Below are 22,104 nucleotides of genomic sequence, written 5' to 3' on the forward strand. Positions count from 1 at the left end.
GCTCCTTTCCTGCCTGCCTGTCGGACCTTCCTCAGCGCGGGAAATCATCGTTTACAGGCGGCGGGTTTCGTGATGGATTCGGGAAATGACCGTGCACGGCACCTGTGACTCCCGGTTCTCCCAGGTCGCGGAGGAGTTCGCGGCGAACCTCGCGGAGCGCGGCGAGGTGGGCGCGTCGGTGTGCGTGATCGTCGACGGGGAGGTGGCCGTCGACCTGTGGGGCGGCCAGGCCGCGCCCGGCACCCCCTGGACGGCCGGCACCATCGGGCACGTCTGGTCGTGCACCAAGGGCCTGACCGCCCTGTGCGCCCACCTGCTCGCCTCGCGCGGCGACCTCGACCTCGACGCGCCGGTCGTGCGCTACTGGCCCGAGTACGGCGCGCGCGGCAAGGACGCCACGCTCGTCCGGCACCTGCTCGCCCACCAGGCCGGGCAGCCCGCGCTGCGCGAGCCGCTGCCGCCGGGCGCCTTCTACGACGGGAAGCTGATAGCCACCAGGCTGGCCGAGCAGGAGCCGTTCTGGGAGCCGGGCACCCGGCACGGGTACCACGCGCTGACCTTCGGTTACCTCGTGGGCGAGGTCGTCCGGCGGGTGAGCGGGCGCTCGCTCGGCACGTTCTTCCGCGAGGAGGTGGTCGAGCCGCTCGGGCTGGAGTTCTGGCTGGGGCTACCGGAGGAGCAGGAGGGCCGGGTGGCGCCGACCGTCCCCGCCGACCCGCCGCCGGCGCCGCCCGCGTTCTACGCCAGGGCGTTCGGCGACCCGGAGTCGGTGCAGGCGCGGGTGCTGACCAACGAGGGCGGCTACATGGCCTTCGGCGAGTCGGACAGCCGGGCCGCGCACGCCGCCGAGATCGGCGCCGTCGGGGCGATCACGAACGCGCGGGGCCTGGCGGGCATGTACCGCCCGCTGTCGCTGGGCGGCGGCGGCCTGGTGAGCCGCGAGCACCTGGCCCTCATGTCGCAGACCGCCTCCGCGGGTCAGGACGCGGTGCTGCTCGCGCCGACGCATTTCGCGCTGGGCTTCGTGAAGGCGGTGGACAACCGGCACCTGCCGCCCGCCGACCGCGAGGGCGTGCTGCTGTCGGAGACCGCGTTCGGGCACGTGGGGATGGGCGGATCGATCGGGTTCTGCGATCCGGCGGCGCGGCTGGCCTTCGCGTACACGATGAACAAGCAGGGCTCCGGGCTCGGCGTCAACCCGCGGGGGCAGGCCCTGGTCGACGCGGCGTACCGGGCGCTCGGGCACCGGCAGGCGTACGGGGGGATCTGGTACGCCTCGAACGGCTGAGCACGCGATACCGTGACATGCCACCATTCATTCCAGGAGCACGCGGCATGTTCTTCGGCATCATCGATCTCTGGGCCTACGTCATCGGCGCCTTTCTGATCATCCTCCTCCCCGGCCCCAACTCCCTGTACGTCCTCACCTTCGCCGCCCGGCACGGCGTACGGCGGGGCTACCGGGCCGCGGCGGGCGTCTTCGTCGGCGACACCGTGCTGATGGTGCTCAGCGCCGCAGGGGCGGCCTCGCTCCTGCGCTCCAACCCGGCGCTGTTCACGATCGTCAAGTACGCCGGCGCCGGCTACCTGGCGTGGATCGGCTTCCAGATGATCCGCGGCGCATGGAAGAGCCGGCGGGCCGAGCTGTCGGCGACGCCGGAGGAACCACCGGCGGGGGCGGAGCTTCGCCCGTTCCGCAAGGCCCTGACGATCAGCCTGCTCAACCCGAAGGCGATCCTGTTCTTCGTCTCGTTCTTCGTCTCGTTCGTGGACCCCGGGTACGCCTCTCCCGCGCTGTCGTTCCTCATCCTGGGGGCGGTCATCCAGATCTTCAGCCTCCTCTACCTGACCGCGCTGATCTTTGGGGGCACCTTCCTGGCCGACCGGTTCCGCCGCCACCGCCGGCTCAGCGCCGGGCTGACCTCGGGCGTCGGCGCGGTTTTCCTGGGATTCGGCGCGAAGCTCGCCACCACGTCACTCGGATGAAACCCGCATTCAAGGCGCTGCTGTTTTCGTGGAGCCAGATGGAACGCGTCAAAGGAGGCAGTCGCAGCACCACTCCTCGGGTACGGTAGGCCACCGGCGTGCTTCCCGGGACGACGGCGACGACGCTCTCACGACACAGCTCTTGTCGACGCCGTGAACCTTGCGTTCGCAGAGGAGCGAGCGCTCCGTCTGGCAAGCCTGACCCCCCGACGCCCGGGTAGTCGCTGACCGTCGGCCAATCTGCGGAGCAGCCTTGAATCATCCTCCGGTCACACTTCCACGCCTCACCGCGCTCGCCCGGCAGGCGGCACCCCGGCTGCTGGAGGCCGTGGTGGCCCCGCTGGCCGTGTTCTACCTCGCCCTGGTGGTGCTCGGCCCCGAATGGGCCCTCGCCCTCACCGTCTCCTGGGTCTACCTCGGCGTGGCCTGGCGGCTGGTCAAGCGGATCAAGGTGCCCGCCACGATGTGGCTGGCCGCGTTCGCGATCACCGTACGCGCGGCCGTGGCGTTCTGGACCGGCACCTGGATGTGGTTCTTCATCCAGCCGGAGCTGGGCACGATCTGCATCGGCATGGCCTTCCTGGCCTCCGTGCGACTGAACCGGCCACTCGTGCAGAAGCTCACGCTCGACTACATCCACCTGCCCTCCGCGGTGCTCAAGCACGAGCGGGTGCGCCGCTTCTTCGCCAGGATCACGCTGCTGTGGGCGTTCGTGCTGCTGATGAACTCCACGCTGAGCATCTTCCTGGCCGTCTACGAGTCGCTGGCCGGTTCGCTGGAGACCTACATGCTGCTGCGGACGTCGGCGGTGGCCTTGATCAGCGGCACGGCGATCACGTTCTCCGTCTTCGCGTTCAAGCGGCTGCTGCGCCGCCTGCACCTCTCCCACGCCTGACCGTCACGGGGGCGGCTCGGGGAGGGACACCGCCAGTTCGAAGCCGTCGCCCACCGGCCCGGCGTCGAGGGTGCCGCCGGCCAGCCGTACGCGCTCGCGCAGGCCCGCCAGCCCCATCCCGCCGGACCGCGCGGTGGGGCGGGAGCGGGGCGGCCCGTTGCGCACGCGGATCCGGCGCGGCGAGACCGCGACCTCGACGGCGGCCCCCGGCGCGTGTTTGGCCGCGTTCGTGAGACCCTCCTGCACCACGGCGCGGGCCAGGCCGGACACCGGTCCCGGAGCCAGGTCCAGGCTGATCGACATGCCGGAGTCGGCGGCCCTGCGCACCAGCTCGGACACCTCCTCGTCCACCGGCGAGAGGGGCGGCGCGTCGGAGTCCTCGCGCAGCAGCCCGATGATCTGCCGCAGCCGCTCGGTGGCGTCCGCCGCCGCCGTCCGCAGCTCCCCCGCCGCCCTGACCTGCTCCGGAGCCAGCCCGGGAGCCAGCTCGAGCCCGGCGGCCCGTACCGCGATCAGGGCCAGGTCGTGGCCGAGGGAGTCGTGCATGTCACGCGCGATCCTGGCCCGCTCACGCAGCCTCGCCTGCGCCTCGGCCGCCAGCCTGGCCTGCCGCCGCTGCTGGAGCAGCCTGCGCCGCAGCACGCCGAACAGGTACGGCACGAGGTAGGTGCCGATCAGCGCGGTCCCCATGGACACCCACAGGGCCAGGTCGCCGCCCATGTACAGCACCACGCCCACGCCGACCAGCGAGATCAGGCAGTACGCGGCCGCCGGCGGCCAGACCTTCGTCAACCGCCGCCCGGTCAGGTAGGCGTACCAGGCGATGAACGGCGACGTCGGCAGCAGCGGCAGGATCTTCACGTTGCGCCGGGGCAGCAGCCAGCTCAGGTCCACCGTGGCGAACCCCTCGGTGAACCGCCACGGCCCCAGCGGCAGCAGCAGCACCAGCGCGACCAGGGGCCGTCGCCGCCCGACCAGCACGGCCGCCGCGGCGAGCGCCCACCGGGACACGGTCACCAGGCAGAACGCCGCCGGATCCACGAACGGATCGGGCCCCATGGCCGCGATCACGATGCAGAGGGCGACCCAGAGCAGCAGATCGCCGACCGCCTGGCGGCGGCTCTCACGGCGGAACGGACGCAGGGACCTCACCGCACCGACGTTATCCGCCCGGTTCGGGCGCGGGTGCCCACCCAGGTCAGGCGCCACCCCTGACGAAAGTCGGGGTGGTGCCGCCGCCACCGTCGCGGTAGGGCTAGCCCCACCTCCAAAGCGCCTATCTCCTCTCCTGTTTCCTCCTGCGAAAACCGGTTGGATCGAAGATGCCACCGGAGGTCGCGAGCACGTCCCTGACGAAAGTAGGGGGTGGTGCCCACCGATCGTCCGATGTGCCATGACCTGCGGAGTTTCTACCTTCAAGGGGTGGCGGCCCTGACTCACATAGGGGAAAGGACCGCATTCGTCCCGGGGGCATCCCCGATGTCCCCGGGCCCCCCGCACCGAGACGCTGTGTGGGGTGCCCCCAACGATCGGAGTACACGCTCATGTCGCACGCCATCCTCGACCTGGTTCGCGAGGTGATGTCGTCGCCTTGGTTGTATCTCGCGCTGTTCGGCCTGGCCCTGCTCGACGGGTTCTTCCCGATCGTTCCCGCCGAGACCGCCGTGATCACCGCGGCGGTCTTCGCCGCCTCGGGCGAGACGAACCTGGCCCTGATCATCGCCGTCGCGGCCCTGGGCGCGTTCGCCGGTGACCACGTCTCCTATCTGATCGGCAACCGGTCGGGGGGCAGGCTCCGGGAGAAGAAGGTGTTCGTCTGGGCGCGGCGTGCGCTGGACGAACGCGGCGGGCTCGTCCTGGTCGTGGCCAGGTACATCCCAGGGGGCCGGACCGCGACCACGCTGACCATGGGCGCGGTGCGCTACCCGCTGCGCTCGTTCACGTTCTTCGACGCGATCGCGGCCGGCTCGTGGGCGGTGTACTCCGGTCTGATCGGCTTCTTCGGCGGGATGGCCTTCGAGAACGATCCGATCAAGGGACTGCTGCTCGGCCTGGGGATCGCGGTGTCCATCACCGCCCTGGTGGAGATCGTGCGGTGGGTCAGGAAGCGACGCGCCACCCAGGCTTCCCCAGAACGTCTTCCGGCGGACACGTCCGTTTGACCCTGCCTGGCAACTATCCGTCTGAAAGGAGTGCGCATGACTGTGCTGGCCGCGGTGATCGCCCTGGTCGGTTCGCTGTTCTTCGCGCTCGGGGCCGCACTGCAGCAGTTCGAGGCGGCCGGATCCGCCAAGCCGGGGCTGCTCGTCCTGCTCCGCAGGCCGCGCTGGCTGATCGGCGGCGTGTCCATCGTGACGGGTGGCGGCCTGCACATCGTGGCGCTCGCGCTCGGCCCGTTGACCGTGGTCCAGCCGATGGGGGTGGCCAGCCTGCTGTTCGCGCTGCCCATCGCCGCCGCGCTGCACCACCGCAAGCCGTCGCGCAGGGAACTGGCCGCCGCCTCGCTGGTGGCGGCCGGGCTGATCGGCCTGGTGCTGATGGTGCCCGAGTCCGACGGCTCCACCGACCTCGCCCCGACCGGCGTGCTCACCCTGCTGGGTGTGGCCGGCGCCGCGGCGGTACTGCTGTTCCTCGGCTCGACGGCGGCCTCCCCCACGGGCCGGGCCGCCCTGCTGGCCACCGCCTCCGGAATCCTGTACGGCGCCACCGCCACCCTCATGCGCGTGCTGGTGGACGGCTCATGGAACTGGTGGTACCTGCTGGCGCTGCCGGTCCCGGCCCTGCTGGCGCTGATGATGCTCCAGCGCGCCTACGCCGTCGGGCACTTCGGCGTCTCCTTCGCCTCGCTGCAGATCGCCGACCCACTGACCGCGGTGGCGTTCGGCGCGCTGCTGCTGGGCGAGCCACTCCCGACCGGGGCCCTGCCGGTCGCGGCGGCGCTGCTGGCCGCCGTCGGCACCGTCGCCCTGGCACGGACGAGCCCGCTGGAGGCGCGCCACGACCCCGCCTGACCGCTTCTCCGCCTGCCCTGCCTCCCCCGTCCTCCCCGTCTCCTCCATTCCAGCTCGCGGCTCTCCCCAAGCCGACCGTAAGACCGGAGTTCACCGAAATGGCCATGCCCCTGCACCGCGTCCCCGACGTCGCCGCCGTCTCCCCCGCCCCCGAACGTCCCCGCCGAGTCCTGATCTCGACCGACACCTACCCTCCCGACGTGAACGGCGCCGCCTACTTCACCCACCGCCTGGCCACGGGCCTGGCCGCACGGGGCAACGAGGTGCACGTGGTGTGCACCTCGGAGGCGGGCCCGGCCAGCGCCGACGTGGTCGACGGCGTGGTCGTGCACCGATTGCGCTCGGCGCCGCTCCTGGTCCATCCGACGATGCGGTTCACCGTGCCGGCCCGGCTCGACCGGCTGGTGGCCGCCATCAGGCCCGACGTCCTGCACACCCAGGGACACTTCGTGGTCGGCCGGGCCGCCATGGCCGCCGCCCGCCGGGCCGGCGTGCCGATCGTGGCCACCAACCACTTCATGCCCGACAACCTGTTCCAGTTCGTCCACATCCCGGAGAAGCTGCGGACCAGGGCCGGGCGGCTGGCCTGGCGCGACTTCAACCGGATCTTCAACCGGGCCGACCACATCACCACGCCGACGCCACTGGCCGCCAAGCTCCTGGCCGACCAGGGCTTCGGGCGTGAGGTCGAGCCGGTGTCCTGCGGGATCGACCTGACCAGGTTCCACCCGCACGCCGAGCCCAAGTCGTGGGCGCGCAAGGCGTTCGACCTGCCCGACCGGCCCACGGTGCTGTTCGTCGGCCGCCTGGACGAGGAGAAGCGCCTGGACGAGCTGATCCGCGCGCTGCCGCTCGTGCTCAACGAGACCGACGCGCAGGTGGCGCTCGTCGGCAAGGGCAACCAGCGCGAGGAGCTGGAGCGGCTGGCCAGGCGCATCGGCGTCGGCGACCGGGTGTTCTTCCTCGGCTTCGTCGCCGACGAGAACCTGCCGCAGGCGTTCGCCGCGGCCGACGTGTTCGCCATGCCGGGCGTCGCCGAGCTGCAGAGCATCGCCACGCTGGAGGCCATGGCCTCGGGCCTGCCCGTGGTGGCCGCCGACGCGATGGCGCTGCCGCACCTGGTGGAGGGGAACGGTTACCTGTTCCAGCCGGGCGACGTGGTCTCGCTGGCCCGTCACCTGATGGCCGTACTCGGCGACGACGACCTGCGGGCCGGGCTCGGCAAGGCCAGCAGGGAGCTGGCGCTCACCCACGACGACCAGTCGTCGCTGGCCCGGTTCGAGAAGATCTATCAGGAGGTGGTGCGATGATGCCCAGGCGATATGTCTGGGGCGCGATCGCCGGCACGCTGGTGTCGGCCGGGACGCTCGCGTACGCGCAGGTGGCGCTCCCCAGCCAGATACTGCTCAGCGACTACGCACTGGTCTCCGGCGGGCTGGTGCCCGTCGTGGTCGGGATGCTGGCGCTCGCGGGGGCGTGCCTGTGTCTCGCGTACGGGCTGGCCGCCACGGACCCCGCGCGTACGGCGGCCACCAGGGTGCTGCTGCTGGCCGGGGCGGCCGGGCTGACGATGAGCGTGATCTTCCCCACGGACCCGGGGACGTCGCAGGTCGGCTCGGTGTCCGGCGAGATCCACCGCTGGTCGGCGGCCGTCGTCTTCACCTCGCTGCCGGTCGCCGGCTGGACCCTGGCCCGCGGCCGGAGGCCGGCGCCCCGGTGGAACGCGGTACGGGCCATGAGCGTGTCGTCCGCCGTCGCGCTGGCCGTCTACCTGGCCTCCCACCCGGCCACCCTCACCTCGCCGCTGATCAACGGCGGCGCCTACTACGGGCTGCTGGAGCGCGCCGTGGTGCTCGCCGAGATGGGCCTGCTCATCGCCATGGCGCTGGCCATCGCCGCGGGCCGCAGGGCCGCCCGCAGCCGGCCCGCTCCCGCCACGGCGGACCGGCCCGACCTGACCGGACAACCCGACCGGCCCGACGGGCAGCGGCTGGCCGCCTGATCCCGCCCCTGCCGGCACACTTCGACCGCCGGCGAAAGGACCCCGCCCTAGCGTGAACCCATGCTCGTCACACGCCATGCGGAAGCCGAGGCGGTGCTCGCCGACCCCCGGTACGTGCCGCCTCCCGTACGCCAGGACGGCGCGGAGGGGACGCTGGCCTGGCTGCGTGCCCGCGTGTCGCGGTTCAGCACCGGCGAGGCGCACGCGCGCCGCCGCCGCGAGCTGGTCGCGCTGCTGGACGGCCTCTCCCCCACCCGCCTGCGCCGGGAGGCCGGGGAGCTGACCCGGGAGCGGGACGGCGCGTGGCGAGGCGTTCCCACGGCCGTGCTCGGAGCCGCGCTCGGTGTCGGGGACACCCGCGCCGTGCCCGTGGCCGCCGCCGGTTACCTGTCGGGCGAGGAGACCCCGCAGGCCGACGCCGCCGTCGCCGAGCTGCTGGAGCTGGCCGGGCTGCCGGTGATCACCCTGCTGCTGCAGGGACACGCCGCCACGGAGGCGCTCGTCGAGAACGCCCTGCGCCACGCCCGGCCCGGCGACGACGTCGACGCGCTGCTGCACGAGACGCTCAGGGGGGACCCGCCGCTCAGGGCCACCCGGCGGCTGGACACCCGCACGGGCGAAGAGGTCACGATCGACCTGGTGGCCGCCAACCGCGACCCGGCCGTGTTCGCCGCACCCGACCGCTTCGACCTTGGGCGTGGGCCGGTCCCGCACCTGACCTTCGGCCACGGCGTACGGCCCTGCCCGGCTCCCGCGCACGCGATCGCGCTGGCGGGCGGCGTACTGGAGGGGGTGCTCGGATGACGGCCGGTCAGACCTTTCGTGACCTGCACCGGCCCGGCGACCCGCTGCTGCTGCCCAACGCCTGGGACTACGGCTCGGCCGCGTTCCTGGCCGCGCACGGGTTCCCGGCGATCGGCACGACCAGCCTGGGCGTGGCCGCCGTCCACGGCAGGCCGGACGCGGCCGGCGCCACCAAGGCCGAGACGATCGAGCTGGCCGAGACGATCGGCGGCCTGGGCGTACTGGTCACCGTGGACCTGGAGGGCGGCTTCAGCGACGATCCCGGCGCGGTGTCCGACCTGGTCGCGGGCCTGGCGGGGCTCGGCGTCGCGGGGGTCAACCTGGAGGACGGCCGGCCCGACGGCACGCTGCGCCCGATCGGACTGCACCAGCGGATCATCGAGGCCGCCAAGGGGCACGGGGTGTTCGTCAACGCGCGTACGGACTCGTGCTGGCTGAAGACCGGCGACACGCTGGAGCGGGTACGCGCCTACGGCCACGCCGACGGGATCTTCGTGCCCGGCCTGAGCGACCCCGGCGAGATCGCGGCGGTCGTCGCGAGCACGCCGCTGCCGCTCAACGTGCTCCACCAGCCCGGCGGCCCCTCGCTGGCCCGGCTGGCGGCGGCCGGCGTGGCCAGGGTGAGCACCGGTTCGCTGCTCTACCGGGCCGCGCTGCGGGCGGGGCTGGCCACGGTGCTCGCCATCCGGGACGAGCCGGCACCGCGCGTACCGACATACGCCGAGATCGCCGCCCAGTTGCCGCGATAATTGAGGCATGCGCTTCCAGATCCTGGGCCCCACCCACGTGGTGGACGACGACGGCGGGCCGGTCGCGCTCGGCGGTCCCCGGGTCCGCGCCCTGCTCACGCTGCTCGCCCTGAACGCCGGCCGCATCGTCGGCGCCGAGCAGCTCGTGGCCGGCATGTACGGCCCCCGTCCCCCCGAAGGCGTGGCCAACGCGCTGCAGTCGCAGGTGTCCCGGCTGCGCCGGGCGCTGGGCAGGGATCTGGTGGAGTTCCACCCGGCCGGATACCGGCTGGTCGCCGACCCGCAGGACGTCGACGCGCGCAGGTTCGAGCAGCTCACCAGGGCCGGCCGGCAGGCGCTGACCGGCGGCGAGCCCGCGCGGGCGGCGGCCCTGCTGCGCGAGGCGCTGGAGCTGTGGCGGGGCGCGCCGCTGGCCGACGCCCCGCACGCCGAGGCCGCCGCGGCGGCCCTGGAGGAGCTGCGGCTGTCGGCCACCGAGGACCGCGTGCAGGCCGACCTCGACCTCGGCCGGCACCGCGAGCTGGTCGCCGAGCTGAGCCAGCTCGCCGCCGCCCACCCGCTGCGCGAACGGCCGCGCGCCCAGCTCATGCGCGCCCTGTACGGCAGCGGCCGCCAGGCGGAGGCGCTGACCGTCTACGAGGAGGTCAGGAAGCTGCTGGACGAGGAGCTGGGCGTCGAGCCCGGCGCCGAGCTGGCGGCGGCGCACCTGGCCGTGCTCAGGGCCGACCCGGCGCTCGGCGCGCCCGCTAGCCCGCCGCCGCCCGTTCCCAGCTCCAGGCAGGGGTTGCGGGCCCAGCTCACCAGCTTCGTGGGCCGGGCCGAGGAGCTCGAACAGGTCGCGCTCCGGCTGCGGGCGGGCCGGCTCGTCACGCTGATCGGCCCGGGCGGCGCGGGCAAGACCCGGCTGGCCATCGAGACGGCCGCGAAGGAGCCGGGCGACGTGTGCTTCGTGCCGCTCGCGCCCGTCCCCGGCGGCGACGCGGTGGCGCTGGCCGTGCTGGCCGCGCTCGGCATCCGCGACGCCCTGCTGCACTCCCCCGAACGGGCCGCGGTCGACCCCATGACCACGCTGGTCGGCGCGCTGGCCGACCGCAGGCTGCTGCTGGTCCTGGACAACTGCGAACACCTCGTGTCGGCCACCGCCGAGCTGACCGACCACCTGCTGGCCGCCTGCCCCGACCTGCGGGTGCTGGTGACCGGGCGGGAGGCGCTGGGCATCACCGGCGAGTCGATCCTGCCGGTGGCGCCCCTGCGGCTGCCGCCCAAGGAGAGCGCCAACCCCCTCGACTACCCGGCCGCGCGGCTGTTCGCCGACCGGGCCGCCGCCGTCCGGCCGGGCTTCGCCGTCGACGCCGCCAGCGCCGGGCACGTCGTACGCATCTGCCGGGCGCTCGACGGGCTGCCGCTGGCCATCGAGCTGGCGGCGGCGCGGCTGCGTACGCTGTCGGTCGCCGACGTGGCGGCCCGCCTCGACGACCGGTTCCGGCTGCTGACGCGGGGCAGCAGGACGGCGCTGCCGCGCCACCAGACCCTGCACGCGGTCGTGGCGTGGAGCTGGGACCTGCTGGACGAGGCCGAGCAGCAGATGGCCAGGCGGCTGGCCGCGTTCGTGGGCGGCGCGCGGCCCGAGGCGGCCGAGCGGGTGTGCGGGCTGCCGGAGGAGGTGCTGTTCTCGCTGGCGGAGAAGTCGCTGGTGGAGTTCGTGGACGGGCGTTTCCGGATGCTGGCGACGATCCGGGCGTTCTGCGTGGAGCGGCTGGAGGAGTCGGGCGAGGGCGACGCGATCCGCGACGCGCACGCCCGCTACTACTTCGACCTGATCATGACGGCCGACCCGAAGCTGCGCACGGCCGAGCAGATGGAGTGGTTCGCCCGGCTCGACGAGGAGAGCGACGACCTCGACGCGGCCGTCCGCTGGGCCACCGACTCCGGGCAACTGGAGCTGGCGATGCGGCTGCTGGCCCACAGCGCCTGCTACTGGTGGATGCGCGGCCACCGCGTCACCAGCGCCTCCCTGGCCGCCGAACTGCTGGCCGCGCTCGGTGACACGCGTTTCCCCGGATGCCTGGAGGAGTACGCCATGTGCGTGCTCGTCACCGCCTGGACCGGCGGCGCGGACGAGAGCCTGCGCCCGCGGCTGGACGAGGTGCGCGGCCTGCTGCCCATCAGCTACCTGCCGAACCAGGTGGAGTTCCTGATGATGCTGCTGTCGATGTTCACCGGGCCCCCGCAGGACATGGAGCTGGCGCACGCGATCATCACGCAGGAGGCCACGGATCTCCCGCCCTGGCGGATGGCGCTGTCGCACTGCGGCCGGGCGTTCATCCTGCAGGCGCTCGGCAGGATCGACGAGGCGCTGGCGAACTTCGAGCTGAGCCTGGCCGCGTTCAAGGCCATCGGGGAGCGGTGGGGCATGGTGCTGGTGCTGTCAGGGCTGGGCTCGCTGCGCCAGTTGCAGGGCGACTACCGCACCGCGTACACGCTGTCCGACGAGGCGCTCGTCCTGGCGCGGGAGCTGGGCGCGAACACGGAGATCGCCGAGGCCCTGTGCCGCCGGGCCGACGCCCTCATCCGCCTGGGCGACCTGCCGGGCGCGCGGGCCGACTACGTCGAGGCGGCCGAGCTGTCGCGCAGGAACGGCTCCACCGAGACCCTGGCCTGGGCCGAGCTGGGGAAGGGCGAGGTGGCGCTGGCCCGAGGCGACCTGGAGGGGGCCCGCACGCTGCTGCTCAGGGCCCGCGAGGTGTGCCCCGCCGACTGGTACGCCACCAACGACACCCGCAGCCGCATCGACGCCGGGCTGGCGGAGGTCAGCGGGTCGGTCAGCGAGCGGTAGGCCCGCCGTCAGCCGCCCCCACGACAGTGGGCGGCATGAAGAACAAATGGGCCTGCCTGGCCGTGGCCTGCTTGGCCACGCTGTTGCTCTCGCTCGACCTCACCGTGCTGCACCTGGCCCTGCCCAGGCTGTCGGCCGATCTCGGCGCCAGCTCCACGCAGGTGCTGTGGATCGGTGACATCTACGGCTTCGCGCTGGCGGGCCTGCTCGTCACCATGGGCAACCTGGGCGACCGCATCGGCCGCAGGCGCCTGCTCCTGATCGGCGCGGCGGCGTTCGGCGCCGCCTCCGTGGTCACCGCGTACGCGCCCACGCCCGAACTGCTCATCGCCGCCCGCGCGCTGCTGGGCGTGGCCGGAGCCACCATCATGCCCTCGACCCTGTCGATCGTGCGCAACGTGTTCACCGAGCCCGGCGAGCGCACGATGGCCATCGGCGTCTGGAGCGGCATGAGCGCGGCCGGCTTCGCGATCGGCCCGGTCGTCGGCGGCGTCCTGCTCGAACACTTCTGGTGGGGCTCGGTCTTCCTGATCAACGTGCCGATCATGGCGTTGGTGCTGATCGGCGGCCTCCTGGTGCTGCCCGAGTCGCGCAACCCGCACGCGGGCCGGATCGACCTGTTCAGCGTGGTTCTGTCGTTCGCGGGCGTGGTGGGCACCGTCTACGCGGTCAAGGAGGCCGCCCACAAGGGGCTGGAGCACGCCGACGTCCTGGCCATCGGGGCGGCCGGGATCGCGCTCCTGGCGTTGTTCGTGTGGCGGCAGACGCGGCTGGCCGAGCCGCTGATCGACGTACGGCTCTTCGCCCGGCGGGCGTTCACCGCCTCCATCCTGACGAACCTGCTGGCGATCTTCGCCATGTCGGCCATGATGCTGATGTTCGCCTGGTACCTGCAGCTCGTGCTCGGCTGGTCGCCGCTGGTGGCGGGTGTGGCCCAGCTACCCGGCGGGCTGAGCAGCGCGGTGGGCGGCATGCTGGCCACCAGGCTCATCCACCGCATCGGCAGGAACGGCGTGGTCGCGCTGGGCCTGGCCATGAACGCGGGCGCGTTCCTCTACTACACCACGCTCGGCACCGAGCTGAACTACCTCGCGCTGCTGCCCATCCTGGTGATCGGCGGCGTGGGCGTCGGGTTCGCCTTCACCGTCAACAACGACAACGTGCTGGCCACGGCGCCACGGGAGCGTGCGGGGGCCGCCGCCGCGGTGTCGGAGACGGCGTTCGAGCTGGGCGGGGCGCTCGGCATCGCGGTCCTGGGCACGGTGCTGACCAGTGCCTACCGGGCCAACCTGGAGCTGCCCGCCGGGGTGCCGGTCGAGGGCGCGGGGGAGTCGCTGGCCGGGGCGCTGCAGACGGCCGCCGCGCTGCCCGCCGAGCAGGCCGGTCCGCTCGTGCGGGCGGCTCATGCGGCCTTCATCGAGGGCGTGCACCTCACCTCGTACGTCACGGCGGGCCTGCTGGTCGTGGTGGCGCTGCTCGCGCTGGTGGGGCTGCGCGGCGTGCCCAAGGTGATCCCGGAGGACGTGCTGGCGAACGCGCACTCGTGACGACGGCGGGCGCCCCCAGGGGGCCGCACCGGGGGCGTTCGCGGCGGGGGCTTTCGCGGCGGGGTGGTCAGGGCGTGGGGTTGGTCAGGGCGTGGGGTTGGTCGGGCAGGCACGGGTGGTCGTCGGGGAGAGGGAGTCGAGCCGGCTCCCGATCAGGCGGGCGATGCCCTCGATGGTCTCGATGCCAGGCTCCTCCCCCCACTGCTGGTCGGTCTGCACCGACATCAGCAGGTCCCGCCCCGGGCCGGCGATCCGGCCGTAGCTCGTCACCGCCCACGTGTCCTGGATGAACTGCCGGGGCGTCCACCCGTTCTTGAGCACCACCCGGTCCTCCGGCCTGGCCGCCGCGCTCACCCCCCACGCCTGGTCCTGCTGAACCCGTCCCATCAGGTCCAGCACCAGCCGCCGATCCGCCCTGGTCAGTCCCTTTCCGCCGTTGATCAGCACCTTCATCAGCCTGATCCGGTCGGCGGGGCTGCTCTTGGTGCCGCCCCAGTAGGCCGCGGGCCCAGGCGTCGTCTCCCTCAGCCCGATCCGCCGGTAGAACTCGCTCATCGCTCCCGTGCCGCCGACCAGCGACCACATCGCGTCGGCGGCGAGGTTGTCGCTCTCCACGATCATGCGCTCGGCCAGGTCGAACTCGTCCTCGCTCAGGCTGTCGTCCCTGCTCTGCAGCAGGGCGGCGACGATGTCGACCTTCGCCCCGCTGGCCGTGATCAGGTCCTGTACGTGCTCCCCGTGCCCCAGCCTGACCTTGCTCACCAGGTCGAGCACGTCGTAGACGATCCGGCCCGGCCGGGTGGCCACGTAGCGGGCGATGTCACGGGCGAGCCGGACCCGGCCTGTGCGGCCCGCCCGGTTGTCCGGATATTTCAGCAGGCATCGCGCCACCTTGACCGGCGCCCGCACCGCGGCGGGCACGACCGGGGCCCGTTCGCCGCCGCACCCCGCCACGAGCGTCAGGCCCAGCAGGGCCATCCCTATCGCACGCACGCGCCGAACCCCCGTGATCTCGACGGGGGTTCGTACGCAGCATGCCCGACCCGGCGGCCGGACCCGCCGCGCCAGGAGCGTTGCTGGTGAGACTTTCAGCACGACCTTGCCCCACCACGACCAGGCCCCACCACGACCCGGCCGCGCGCCGGTCGAGCTTATGGATGCCCGACCGGCGCGCGGCCCTCGGCGACGAACTCCCGCGAACGCCCGAAAGCGCTACGAGTCGAACCCGAGCCCCATCCTGTCGAGCGCGCGCAGCCACAGGTTGCGCCTGCCCTCGTGCTGGTCGGCCTGGGCGATCGACCACCGGGTGAACTGGATCACCCCCGAGCGCACCGGCTCGGGCGGGAACGGGATCGGCTTCTCCTTCACCATGCGCAGCTCGGTCCGCTCGGTCGGCTCGCCGGACAGCAGGTCGAGCATGACGTTCGCGCCGAACCGGGTGGCCCCGACGCCCATGCCGGTGAAGCCGGCGGCGTAGGCCAGCCGTCCGCCGTGCGCCTGGCCGTAGAAGGCGCTGAAGCGGCTGCAGGTGTCGATCACGCCGCCCCACCTGTGGGTGAAGCGCACCTGGTCGAGCTGCGGGAAGGTGTCGTAGAAGTGACCCGCGAGCTTGACGAACGTCTCGTCGCGCTGCTCGTACTCGGGCTTGACCAGGCCCCCGTTGTAGTAGACGGCGTCGTAGCCGCCCCACAGGATGCGGTGGTCGTCGGTCAGCCGGTAGTAGTGGAACTGGTTGGCCGAGTCGCCCACGCCCTGCCGGTTCCGCCAGCCCACCGAGTCGAGCTGGGCCGGGGTCAGCGGCTCGGTCATGAGCGCGTAGTCGTACACGGGGACCACGTAGTGCTTGAGCCGTCGCAGCAGCGGGGTGAACACCCCGGTGCCCAGGGCCACGCGGCGCGCGCCCACCGTGCCGTGCGGCGTGCGCAGGGTGATCGTCGTGCCGTCGTCGCCCATCGAGCGTACGGGGGTGCGCTCGTGCACGCGTACGCCGAGACGCAGGCACGCCTCGCGCAGGCCCCACGCCAGCCGCGCCGGGTCGAGCATGGCGCAGCCGCTGCGCTCCCAGAGCCCGCCCAGGTAGGTCGGCGAGTCGACCTCGGCCCGCACCTGCTCCCTGTCGAGCGGCACGTAGTCGAGCCCCAGGTCGGAGATCAGGCCGAGGTGTTGGTCGAGCGCCTCGACCTGCCAGGGCTCGGTGGCCACGTGCAACTCGCCCGTACGCTCGAACGAGCAGTCGATGCCGTAACGCTCCAGCGTGCGCTCGATCTCGTCGAGGTTCGCCACCCCCAGGCGTTCGAGCCGCCCGATCTCCTCCGGCCACCGGTCCAGGCCGTTGGCCAGGCCGTGGGTGAGCGTCGCCATGCAGAACCCGCCGTTGCGGCCGGTGGCCGCCCAGCCGATCCTGCGGCCTTCGAGGAGGACGACGTCGAGTGACGGGTCGCGTTCCTTCGCCATCAGGGCCGTCCACAGCCCCGAGAATCCCCCGCCGACGACGACCAGGTCGGCGGTGGTGTCGTCCAGGAGCCGCGGCTGCGGCTCGGGTCTGGCCGGGTTGTCCAGCCAGTACGGCTTGCGCTCCGCGTCAGCCAGCGCCTTCAGCGGATCCACAAATCCCACTTCCCTTACGAAAGTCTGAGTTCTATGAAAATTGCGGGACCAATGAGGTGATCACGCGCGGGTTCCCCCCGCCGGTATCCGATCTCGCCTCCCTGTTCTTTGCCATATGAGAGAAAGCCCCTCCGCGACCCGCGGAGGGGAAGCCTGTCGGACCCGCTCAGGCCCGGCGCCGCGCCGCGACGGCATTCGCGATCGCGATCAGCACGCCGATGCCGAAGATCAGCGTACCCATCACGTTGACCTGCGGTGGGATGCCGGTCTTCACCGCGCCCACGATCCACAGCGGGAAGGTCACGGTCGAGCCGTTGACGAAGCTGGTCACCACGTAGTCGTCGATGGACAGCGCGAACGACAACATCGCGCCCGCCAGCACGCCCGGCATGATCGAGGGCAGCGTCACCTGCCGGAACGTGCCCCAGGTCGTCGCGCCGAGATCCCTGGCCGCCTCCTCCAGCGCCGGGTCCAGCGTGACGACCCTGGCCCGCACCGTCACGACCACGAACGAGAGCGAGAACAGCACGTGGGAGACGATGATCGTGCTCGAGTCGCGCGGCACGTTGCCCGAGACGAACAACGACAGCAGCGAGGCCCCCATCACCAGTTCGGGCGTGGAGATGGCGGCGAAGACCAGGAAGTTCGTGACCCCTTTCCCGCGAAAGCGGTGCCGGCCGAGCGCCAGGCCGAGCATGGTGCCGATCACCACCGTGACGACCGTGCTGACCAGGGCGATCACCAGCGTGTTGCGCAGCGCCACGGTCAGGTCGGAGATGTCGAACAGTTCGGCGTACCAGCGGAGGGTGAAGCCCTGCCAGGTGGTGTTGGACTTGCTCTGCTTGTCGTTGAAGCCGAACAGGATCATCACGGCGATCGGCGACGACAGCCAGATGATGACCAGCCACGTGTAGAGGTGCAGGAGGCGGTCGCCGAGGCGCGTGGTCCGTCTCATCGGGCCGCCGCCTCGAGGACGTTCTCGGTGCCGAGCGCCCTGGCGTAGACGAAGATGCCCACCAGCAGCACCGCCATCAGCGTGAACGACAACGCGGAGGCGGTCGGGTAGTCGAGGTTCGTCAGGTACTCGGTCTGGATGATGTTGCCGATCATCGTGTTGGCGGTGCCGCCGAGGATCGCCGCGTTGATGGGGTCGGCCGTGGCGGGCACGAACGTCATCAGCACCCCGGCGAACACCCCTGGCAGCGACAGCGGCAGCACCACCCGGCGGAAGGCGGCCGTCCGGCTCGCGTACAGGTCCTGGGCCGCCTCCACCACCCGTGGGTCCACCCGCTCCAGCGCCACGTAGATCGGCAGGATCATGAACGGCAGGAAGTTGTACGTCAGCCCGCCCACCACGGCGAACGTGGTGGCCAGCACGTGGAAGTCGGCGGGCAGCAGCCCCCAGCCCTTCAGCGTGCCGAACAGGATGCCGTTGTCCGACAGCAGGAAGTTCCACGAGATCGTCCGCAGCACGAACGAGACGAAGAACGGCAGCAGGAGCAGGAACAGGTAGACGGACTTGCGCGTGCCGCCCTTGAAGGCGATCCAGTACGCCACCGGGTACCCGATCACCAGCATGGCCACGGTCGCGAGCCCGCCGTAGACGAGCGAGCGGACGAGCTGGGGGCTGTAGCGGCTGATCGCGTCGCCGTAGTTGGAGAAGCTGAACGTCATGGCGAAGCCGTCGATGGCGTTGCCGGTCTGCAGCGAGACCGAGGCCATCGCGACCATGGGCACGACCAGGAAGATCGCCAGCCACATCCAGCTCGGCAACGCGAGCAGGTAGGGGGTGAGCCGCCTCATCGCCTACGCCTGGGTGATCGACTGGAAGATCGGGTTGAACACCTGCTCCTGCTGGGTGGTGAGCCGGGTGTAGCTGCGCAGCTTGGCGTAGTCGGCCTCGGTGGGGAACATGAGCGGGCTGTCGACCATGTCCTCCAGGGCCTTCTTGTCCTCGCCCGTGGCCGTCTTGGCCTTCTCCCGCAGCAGGTCCTGGACGGCGGGGACCGGGGTGACGTACTGGATGAACTCGTCCAGTTCGGCGGCCACGGCCGGCTGGTAGAGGTAGTCCATCAGCATGAGGGCGTCGAGCGGGTTGGCCGCGCCCTTGGGGATGAGCATGTTGTCGGTCCAGATCGTGCCGCCCTCCGCGGGCACGACGAACTTGACGGGCTCACCGGCGAGCTGGCGCTGGAACACGTCGCCCGACCAGGCCATGGTCAGCCAGACGTCGCCCTTCGACACGGCGTCGATATACGACTGATCATAATATTTCCGCACAATTCCGGCGTCGCGTTGCGCCTTGAGCTTCTCCCCGGCCTTCTGCCAGTCCGCCTCGGTGGACTTCTCCGGGTCGACGCCCAGCGCGAACATCCCGAAGTTGCCGATCTCCTGCGCGTCGGCCATCATGCCGACCCGCCCCTTGTACTTGGGATCGAACAACGCCTCGATGCTCGTGATCTCTTCTTTGACGTACTCGGTGTTGTACGCGATGCCGGTCACGCCGGAGGTGTAGGGGACCGTGTACTTGTTACCGGGGTCGTAGGCCCGCTCCTTGTACTTCTGCCCGGCGTTGGCCTGGAAGTTCGGGAGCTTGGAGTGGTCGAGCGCCACCGCGTAGCCCAGCTCGATCATGTGCTGGAGCTGGATGCCGTTGGTCATGACCACGATGTCGTAGCCCAGCGACTGACCGGCGCGCAGCACGGGGTCGGCCTTGCCGAAGAACTCGGCGTTCTCCTGGATGACCTCTTTGTACTCGTACGCGATGCCGGTGTCCTGCTTGAACTTCTCCAGCGGAGCCTTGTCCTCCGGCATGTACTCGGGCCAGTTGGCGAAGACGACCTTGCCGTTCTTCTTCTGCTTGGCCCAGAAGTCGGCCACGGCGTCGGCCTTGGGGGGCGCCGCCTTCTGCCCCTGCACGCCACAGGCGGCCAGGGCGAGCCCGGCGGCGGAGGCACCGGCGAGCCTGAAGACGTCACGACGGGTGCGGGGCTGCGTCATTCCGCGCATGAAGGGGTTCATGAGGTGCTATCCACTTCCAATCACGTACGAGTGCTGCGCCTGCCAGGACAGCCACACGGAGTCGCCCCGCTCCGCCGTGGCCGTGGCGTCGTGCACGTTCTGCTGAAACACCGTGATGATCGTTTCACCCCTGGCGGCGAGATCCACGGCGTAGCTGGTGTAGGTGCCGAGGTAGACGACCTCGGTGACCGTGCCGCGCACGGCGCTGAGCCCCTGGCCGGGCTCCTCGGTGCCGATGGTGATCTTCTCGGGCCGTACGGTCACCGTCACCTCGCCGTCGTGGCCTGGCACCAGCACCCGGCCGCCGCCGATCTTCAGCTCGCCGCCGTTCGCGGCGCCGGCCAGCAGGTTGGAGGTGCCGATGAACCCGGCCACGAACGGCGTCGCGGGCCGCTCGTAGATCTCGCGCGGCCCGGCGAGCTGCTCGACCAGGCCGTCGTTCATGACGGCGATGCGGTCGCTCATGGTCAGCGCCTCGTTCTGGTCGTGGGTGACGTACACGAACGTGATGCCGACCTCGCGCTGGATGCGCTTGAGCTCGATCTGCATGGCCTGGCGCAGCTTGAGGTCGAGCGCGCCCAGCGGCTCGTCGAGCAGCAGCGCCCTGGGGCGGTTGACCAGGGCTCTGGCCAGCGCCACACGCTGTTGCTGGCCGCCGGACAGCTCGCGCGGCATGCGCTTCTCCCGGCCGGCCAGGTCGACGATCTCCAGCATCTCGCCGACCCGCCGCCCGATCTCCTCCTGGGGCGTCCTGCGCTGTTTGAGCCCGAACGCCACGTTGTCCCAGACGCTCATGTGCGGGAAGAGCGCGTAGGACTGGAAGACCATGTTGACGTCGCGCCTGTTCGGCGGGACGTTCGTGACGTCCTGGCCGTGCAGCCGCACCAGGCCCTTCGAGGGGGCCTCGAAGCCCGCGATCATCCTCATCGTCGTGGTCTTGCCGCAGCCGGACGGGCCGAGGAGGGAGAAGAACTCCCCCTCGGCGATGTCCAGCGTCACGCCTTTGACCGCCTGGACGACCTCGCCATGCGAGTGATACTCCTTGACGACGTCTTCAAGCTCGATCGCACTCAGCCCGGTCATCTCCAGGATCGTTCCTTGCTATTCGCCGATGTAGTGCATGACGTGCTTGACCCTGGTGTAGTCGTGCAGACCGAACACCGACAGGTCCTTGCCGTACCCGGAGTGCTTGAAGCCGCCGTGCGGCATCTCCGAGACGAACGGGATGTGCGTGTTGACCCAGACCACGCCGAAGTCGAGGCGGTTCGACATGCGCATCGCGCGGCCGTGGTCGGAGGTCCAGACCGAGCCGCTCAGGCCGTACTTCACGTCGTTGGCCTTGGCCAGGGCGTCGGCCTCGTCGGCGAACGTCTGCACGGTGATCACGGGGCCGAAGACCTCGTTCTGCACCATCTCGTCGTCCTGCCTGAGGCCGTCCACGACGGTGGGGGCGAAGAAGTAGCCCTTCTCGCCGACCCGCTGCCCGCCGGTGAGCACCTTGGCGTGCGCCGGGGCCCGCTCGACGAAGCCCTGGACCCTGGCGAGCTGGTTCGCGTTGTTGAGCGGGCCGTAGAGCGCCTCCTCGTTGTCCAGGTCGCCGGTGACCGTGCCCGCGGCGGCCTCGGTGAGAGCCGCCACGAACTCGTCGTGCACGCTCTCCTGCACGAGCACCCGGCAGGCGGCCGTGCAGTCCTGGCCGGCGTTGTACAGACCGGCGGTGGCGATGTCGGCGGCGGCCTTGCGCAGGTCTTTCACGTCCTCGAAGACCACGACCGGCGCCTTGCCGCCGAGTTCGAGGTGCACGCGCTTGAGGTCGTCGGCGGCGCTCCTGGCGACCGACATGCCCGCGCCGACCGAGCCCGTGATGGCGACCATGGAGGCGGTCGGGTGGGCGACGACCAGGGCGCCGGTCTCGCGGTCGCCGGTGACGACGTTGAAGACGCCCGCGGGCAGCACCTCGCCGAGGATCTCGGCCAGCTTGAGCGTTGAGGCCGGAGTGGTGTCGGACGGCTTGAGCACGACCGTGTTGCCGGCCGCGAGCGCGGGGGCGATCTTCCAGACCGCCATCATCATCGGGTAGTTCCACGGCGTCACCTGGCCGACGACGCCGATCGGCTCGTGCCGGATGACGCTGGTGTGCTCGGCGAGGAACTCACCGGCCGTGGGGCCTTCGAGCGTGCGCGCCGCACCCGCGAAGAAGCGGAAGTGGTCGGCGGCGACCGGCGTCTCGTCCTCGGCCATGCGGGCGCGGGGCTTGCCGGTGTTGCGGCACTCGGCCTCGTTGATCTCGTCGGCCCGGGCGTCGATCGCGTCGGCGACCTTGAGCAGCAGGTTGGCCCGCTCGCCCGGGGTGGTCCTGCCCCACGACTCGAACGCGGCGGCAGCGGCGGCGAAGGCGGCGTCGACGTCCTCGGGACCCGACACGGGCGCCTGGACGTACGCCTCGCCCGTGCAGGGATCGATGATGTCGGAGAATCGGCCGCTCTTCGCGTCCACGAACCCACCGTTGATGTAGTTCTGCAGACGGGTGGTCAAGGTATGGCCTCCTCGTGAGGTGGCTGAGATGCCGCGACTCTGACAGAGCACACGCATCTGGACAAGGGATTTCGTGGTGAAGATATCAAATCGCTACGAATTCGCTTGACA

General features: G+C 71.4%; 19 protein-coding genes. 11 read left to right on the forward strand and 8 right to left on the reverse strand.

Translation table 11 applies throughout. From position 1 onward, the window contains the following. The first annotated feature begins 85 nt into the window (after positions 1-85). The 3 genes from ACZ6S0_RS13735 (at position 86) to ACZ6S0_RS13745 (ending at position 2,881) form a co-directional block, all read left to right on the forward strand. Positions 86-1,288 (forward strand): serine hydrolase domain-containing protein, encoded by a 1,203-nt coding sequence (locus tag ACZ6S0_RS13735; protein WP_465916188.1) that lies wholly within the window; start codon positions 86-88, stop codon positions 1,286-1,288. A 47-nt stretch (positions 1,289-1,335) separates the two neighbouring features. Continuing rightward, positions 1,336-1,986 carry a leucine efflux protein LeuE gene (gene leuE, locus ACZ6S0_RS13740; RefSeq protein WP_465916190.1) on the forward strand — a complete coding sequence of 217 codons (651 nt, stop codon included), beginning with the start codon at positions 1,336-1,338 and terminating at the stop codon, positions 1,984-1,986. Positions 1,987-2,239: 253 nt separating this feature from the next. Continuing rightward, positions 2,240-2,881: a VC0807 family protein gene (locus ACZ6S0_RS13745; RefSeq protein WP_465916192.1), complete on the forward strand. Its 642-nt coding sequence runs from the start codon at positions 2,240-2,242 to the stop codon at positions 2,879-2,881. 3 nt (positions 2,882-2,884) lie between these two features. On the opposite strand, the gene ACZ6S0_RS13750 is transcribed toward ACZ6S0_RS13745, so the two are convergent. Next, entirely contained in the window at positions 2,885-4,033 is a 1,149-nt protein-coding gene (locus ACZ6S0_RS13750) for a sensor histidine kinase (RefSeq protein ID WP_465916193.1), read from the reverse strand. Between the two features lie 392 nt (positions 4,034-4,425). On the opposite strand from ACZ6S0_RS13750, the gene ACZ6S0_RS13755 reads away from it, so the two are divergent. The 8 genes from ACZ6S0_RS13755 (at position 4,426) to ACZ6S0_RS13790 (ending at position 13,830) form a co-directional block, all read left to right on the forward strand. Then, entirely contained in the window at positions 4,426-5,043 is a 618-nt protein-coding gene (locus tag ACZ6S0_RS13755; protein ID WP_465916195.1) for a DedA family protein, read from the forward strand. A gap of 36 nt (positions 5,044-5,079) precedes the next feature. Beyond that, complete coding sequence (locus tag ACZ6S0_RS13760; protein WP_465916197.1) at positions 5,080-5,892, forward strand: DMT family transporter; 813 nt, start codon at positions 5,080-5,082, stop codon at positions 5,890-5,892. A 98-nt stretch (positions 5,893-5,990) separates the two neighbouring features. Beyond that, positions 5,991-7,202, forward strand: a complete 1,212-nt coding sequence (locus ACZ6S0_RS13765; RefSeq protein WP_465916199.1) for a glycosyltransferase — start codon at positions 5,991-5,993, stop codon at positions 7,200-7,202. Next, positions 7,199-7,894: a DUF998 domain-containing protein gene (locus ACZ6S0_RS13770; protein WP_465916201.1), complete on the forward strand. Its 696-nt coding sequence runs from the start codon at positions 7,199-7,201 to the stop codon at positions 7,892-7,894. The genes ACZ6S0_RS13765 and ACZ6S0_RS13770 overlap by 4 nt, the downstream gene beginning before the upstream one ends. A 60-nt stretch (positions 7,895-7,954) precedes the next feature. Then, positions 7,955-8,698: a cytochrome P450 gene (locus ACZ6S0_RS13775; protein ID WP_465916202.1), complete on the forward strand. Its 744-nt coding sequence runs from the start codon at positions 7,955-7,957 to the stop codon at positions 8,696-8,698. Beyond that, a complete protein-coding gene (locus ACZ6S0_RS13780) occupies positions 8,695-9,447 on the forward strand; it encodes an isocitrate lyase/PEP mutase family protein (RefSeq protein WP_465916205.1) in 753 nt (250 codons plus the stop codon). Before ACZ6S0_RS13775 ends, ACZ6S0_RS13780 begins: the two co-directional genes overlap by 4 nt. Before the next feature lie 7 nt (positions 9,448-9,454). Next, a complete protein-coding gene (locus ACZ6S0_RS13785; protein WP_465916207.1) occupies positions 9,455-12,283 on the forward strand; it encodes a BTAD domain-containing putative transcriptional regulator in 2,829 nt (942 codons plus the stop codon). Positions 12,284-12,318: 35 nt separating this feature from the next. Next, complete coding sequence (locus ACZ6S0_RS13790) at positions 12,319-13,830, forward strand: MFS transporter (protein ID WP_465916209.1); 1,512 nt, start codon at positions 12,319-12,321, stop codon at positions 13,828-13,830. 84 nt (positions 13,831-13,914) lie between these two features. Here ACZ6S0_RS13790 and ACZ6S0_RS13795 read toward each other — a convergent pair whose 3' ends face one another. The 7 genes from ACZ6S0_RS13795 to ACZ6S0_RS13825 all read right to left on the reverse strand — a co-directional run bounded on the left by ACZ6S0_RS13795 (position 13,915) and on the right by ACZ6S0_RS13825 (position 21,993). After that, positions 13,915-14,823 carry a serine hydrolase gene (locus ACZ6S0_RS13795; protein WP_465916211.1) on the reverse strand — a complete coding sequence of 303 codons (909 nt, stop codon included), beginning with the start codon at positions 14,821-14,823 and terminating at the stop codon, positions 13,915-13,917. Between the two features lie 219 nt (positions 14,824-15,042). Further along, positions 15,043-16,437: an NAD(P)/FAD-dependent oxidoreductase gene (locus ACZ6S0_RS13800; protein ID WP_465916213.1), complete on the reverse strand. Its 1,395-nt coding sequence runs from the start codon at positions 16,435-16,437 to the stop codon at positions 15,043-15,045. A gap of 166 nt (positions 16,438-16,603) precedes the next feature. Beyond that, positions 16,604-17,392 carry an ABC transporter permease gene (locus ACZ6S0_RS13805; RefSeq protein ID WP_465916214.1) on the reverse strand — a complete coding sequence of 263 codons (789 nt, stop codon included), beginning with the start codon at positions 17,390-17,392 and terminating at the stop codon, positions 16,604-16,606. Then, on the reverse strand, positions 17,389-18,240 hold the full coding sequence (locus ACZ6S0_RS13810; protein WP_465916216.1) for an ABC transporter permease: 852 nt from the start codon (positions 18,238-18,240) through the stop codon (positions 17,389-17,391). The genes ACZ6S0_RS13805 and ACZ6S0_RS13810 overlap by 4 nt, the downstream gene beginning before the upstream one ends. 3 nt (positions 18,241-18,243) lie before the next feature. Next, the gene (locus ACZ6S0_RS13815; RefSeq protein WP_465916217.1) at positions 18,244-19,437 is read right to left on the reverse strand and encodes a polyamine ABC transporter substrate-binding protein; all 1,194 of its coding nucleotides are present in this window, start codon (positions 19,435-19,437) and stop codon (positions 18,244-18,246) included. A 27-nt stretch (positions 19,438-19,464) separates the two neighbouring features. Further along, positions 19,465-20,541, reverse strand: a complete 1,077-nt coding sequence (locus tag ACZ6S0_RS13820; RefSeq protein WP_465916220.1) for an ABC transporter ATP-binding protein — start codon at positions 20,539-20,541, stop codon at positions 19,465-19,467. Positions 20,542-20,559: 18 nt separating this feature from the next. Then, positions 20,560-21,993, reverse strand: a complete 1,434-nt coding sequence (locus ACZ6S0_RS13825; protein WP_465916222.1) for a gamma-aminobutyraldehyde dehydrogenase — start codon at positions 21,991-21,993, stop codon at positions 20,560-20,562. Between the last annotated feature and the right edge of the window lie 111 nt (positions 21,994-22,104).

It is taken from the genome of Nonomuraea sp. NPDC051298 (assembly GCF_055586305.1).